Source organism: Nitrosospira sp. NpAV (assembly GCF_000832065.1).
Taxonomy (GTDB): Bacteria; Pseudomonadota; Gammaproteobacteria; order Burkholderiales; family Nitrosomonadaceae; genus Nitrosospira.
The window spans coordinates 1-3,471 of record NZ_JXQM01000057.1 but is presented as its reverse complement, the minus strand read 5'-3'; the positions used below and the strand labels follow the sequence as shown (position 1 = coordinate 3,471).

At 53.2% G+C, this 3,471-nt stretch carries 4 protein-coding genes; all 4 read right to left on the bottom strand.

Features of this window, described 5'->3' with window-relative positions:
* Positions 1-66 precede the first annotated feature (66 nt).
* Positions 67-276 (bottom strand): DUF2970 domain-containing protein, encoded by a 210-nt coding sequence (locus tag SQ11_RS15270; RefSeq protein WP_041515060.1) that lies wholly within the window; start codon positions 274-276, stop codon positions 67-69.
* Positions 273-830: a cytochrome c oxidase assembly protein gene (locus SQ11_RS15265; protein ID WP_041515059.1), complete on the bottom strand. Its 558-nt coding sequence runs from the start codon at positions 828-830 to the stop codon at positions 273-275. The genes SQ11_RS15270 and SQ11_RS15265 overlap by 4 nt, the downstream gene beginning before the upstream one ends.
* Before the next feature lie 123 nt (positions 831-953).
* Positions 954-2,534 carry a cytochrome c oxidase subunit I gene (gene ctaD, locus SQ11_RS15260; RefSeq protein WP_041515058.1) on the bottom strand — a complete coding sequence of 527 codons (1,581 nt, stop codon included), beginning with the start codon at positions 2,532-2,534 and terminating at the stop codon, positions 954-956.
* Positions 2,535-2,550: 16 nt separating this feature from the next.
* The coding region (gene coxB, locus SQ11_RS15255) for a cytochrome c oxidase subunit II (RefSeq protein WP_041515057.1) at positions 2,551-3,471 on the bottom strand (921 nt) is incomplete at its 5' end.

Here is a 3,471-nt window from a genome sequence, read left to right as displayed (position 1 = left end):
CATAATAATGACCGTGACCTGCTTCTTGGCTCATGTTGAATCTCCCCGCGTATAATTAATTAATTACTAACTTGTTACAAACTTAACCAGTAATAACACACCTACCACAAACAATGCCGCACCAACGATTCCGGCAATAATCACCTGCCCCATTGTCAGGGTTGCCGCATCATGGTCATGATCGGTATGTTTTCGCACGCCGAAGAAAGCCCATGATACAGCCTTCATCGCTTGTATAAAGGTCCCCTTGGCCGGCTTGTCGCTGCTATCTTTCAACTTTTATTCGCACGGCTATCAGCCTCGGCCGCCTTGTCGCCTCCAAGTTCAAAGAATGTGTACGAAATGGTCACGGTATCATAGTCAACCGGCAAGCCCGGTTCGATCATGAATTGAACCGGCATCTGCCTTACTTCGTTCGGTTTTAGTACTTGCTTGCTGAAACAGAAACATTCAAGCTTTTTTAGGTGCTTGGCCAGCAATTGCGGACTGTAACTGGGTATTGCCTGGCCGTTAATTTCTCGATTTGAATTATTTCTGACTTCGTACATTACCTCCACCAATTCACCGGGATGTATGCGCACGGTGGATTGCAGCGGTTTGAATTCCCACGGTAGTCCGCGTGTATTCGCGTCCAGCTGTACCGTTACCCAACGGCTGGTATCCACTTGCGTGTTTTCCGCCAGCGTATCCGCCTGCAGCAAATTATTAATTCCTGTAACTTCGCAAATCTTTTCATAGAACGGCACTAATGCAAAACCAAAACCAAACATGGCCACTGTAAAAATCAACAGCTTCTTCATGACCAGGGAATTGGATTGAATTACGCTCATTTCCAGTTCTTTATAATAACTGCAACGAAGAGGATTACTACGATTGCCAGCAGAATCAGCCCCGTTCTGATTACTCCACGCCTTCTTTGGGCATCTTCTGCTGACATATTGTACCCGTTTGTACTACCTGACGACCGGGGGCGTCTCGAAACTATGATAAGGCGCCGGCGACGGCAATGTCCATTCCAGCGTAGTCGAACCTTCCCACGGATTCGCAGGTGCTTTCGCTCCGCCACGGATGCACTTCAGCACCACGACGAGGAATATCAACTGGCTCAAGCCAAACCCGAAAGCACCGATGCTGGAAATCATGTTGAAATCGGCAAACTGCAGTGCATAGTCGGGAATACGGCGCGGCATGCCCGCCAGTCCCAGGAAATGCTGCACAAAGAAGGTAAGGTTGAAAAAGATCATTGACATCCAGAAATGCAATTTGCCCAGCTTCTCATCGTACATGTGCCCGGTCCACTTCGGCAGCCAGTAATACGCCCCGCCGAATATCGCGAACAACGCACCCGATACCAGCACATAGTGGAAGTGCGCAATAACATAGTAGGTATCCTGCACCTGAATATCTATTGGCACGATTGCGCAGACCACGCCGCTGAACCCGCCAATGGTGAACAGAAAAATGAAACCGATGGCGAATAGCATGGGCGTCTCGAAGGTCATGGCGCCGCGCCACATGGTGGCGGTCCAGTTGAATACCTTCACGCCAGTTGGGATAGCGATCAGCATGGTCGCGTACATGAAGAACAGTTGCCCGGTGACCGGCATGCCAGCGGTGAACATGTGATGCGCCCAGACGATACAGGACAGGATGGCGATCGAGGCGGTGGCGTAAACCATCGAGGAATAGCCGAACAATGGTTTGCGCGCAAATGTCGGAATGATTTCCGAGACGATACCAAATGCCGGCAAAATCATGATATAGACTTCCGGGTGCCCGAAGAACCAGAAAATATGCTGGAACATCACCGGATCACCGCCGCCCGCCGCGTTAAAGAAGTTGGTGCCGAAGTTGCGGTCAGTCAGCAACATGGTAACGGCTCCTGCCAGCACCGGCATCACCATGACCAGCAGATACGCCGTGATCAGCCAGGTCCAGACGAACAGCGGCATTTTCATCAGCGTCATGCCCGGTGCGCGCATGTTGAGAATGGTGGTGATGATATTGATCGAACCCATGATGGAAGAAGCGCCCATGATGTGGAGGGCAAAGATCGCCATATCCATACCCATGCCCATTTGCACCGACAGTGGCGGATAAATTGTCCAACCGCCTGCAGGCGCTCCACCCGGCACAAAAAACGAACTGATCAGCAGCAGCGCCGCCGGAGGCAGCAGCCAGAAGCTCCAGTTATTCATGCGTGCGAAAGCCATATCCGGCGCGCCGATCATCATCGGGATCTGCCAGTTGGCAAAGCCGACAAACGCCGGCATGATGGCACCGAACACCATCACCAGGCCATGCATGGTGGTCAACTGATTAAAGAATTCGGGCTGGACGATCTGTAGGCCCGGCTGAAACAACTCAGCCCGTATGGTCAGCGCCATCACACCCCCCGTGAGGAACATGATGAAGCTGAACCACAGATACATCGAACCAATATCTTTGTGGTTGGTGGTCATCAGCCAACGCATCATGCCGCTGGGGTGATGATCGTGCGCGTGTGCAATGTCGTGATCGTGTACTGCTGCCATGGTTTCCTCCTTGATGCTATTTTCTGAGTTCGTTGATTTCCGATGGCTGCACTACGTCGCCTGTCGTATTGCCCCAGGCATTGCGCTCGTAGGTGACCACCGCCGCGATTTGTACATCCGACAGGTGCTTGAAAGCCGCCATTGCCGTGCCGGTCTTTCCGTTCATTACTATGTTGATATGCTCGCCCTTGGGACCCGTGGCAATCTTCGATCCGTCCAGCGCGGCAAACGTCCCCGGAACACCTTTGCCATTGGCCTGGTGACAGGCCACACAGTTGCCGGCATAGACTTTCTCGCCCTCGGCTTTCAACTCATCCAGCGTGAAGGTCTTGTTGACATCAACCGCCGCCACGGCGGTCTTCTTCTTCTGTTCCGCCACCCACTGCGCGTATTTCTCCGGCTCCAGCGCTTCCACCACGATCGGCATGAAGCCGTGTTCCTTGCCACAGAGTTCCGCACATTGCCCACGGTAGGTCCCAGGCTTCTCCACCGTGAACCAGGTGTCGCGGATGAAACCGGGAATGGCGTCCTGCTTGGCCCCTAATGCCGGAACCCACCAGGCGTGGATCACGTCGTTGGCCGTCAGCAGTATCCGTATCTTCTTGCCTGTCGGCACCACCAGCGGATTATCCACTTCCAGCAGGTAGTTCTCGCCCTTGGTTTCCTTGTTCTCCTGCTGCGCTCTAGGTGTGGACAATGCGCTCAGGAAGCTGATGCCTTCCCCTTCACCCGTGATGTAGTCGTATCCCCATTTCCACTGGTAGCCCGTCGTCTTGATGGTGATGTCCGGGCTGGAGGTGTCCTTCATGGCGATGATGGTCTTGGTGGCCGGATAGGCCATCCCAACCAGGATGAAGAACGGAATGATGGTCCAGATGATCTCGACCGTGGTGCTGTGATGGAAGTTCGCAGCTTTGTAACCCGCATCCTTACGATG

Excerpts from the sequence above, each read along its gene's own strand:
- SQ11_RS15265 (WP_041515059.1), bottom strand. The coding sequence starts at position 830 with ATGAGCGTAATTCAATCCAATTCCCTGGTCATGAAGAAGCTGTTGATT.
- ctaD (WP_041515058.1), bottom strand. The coding sequence starts at position 2,534 with ATGGCAGCAGTACACGATCACGACATTGCACACGCGCACGATCATCAC.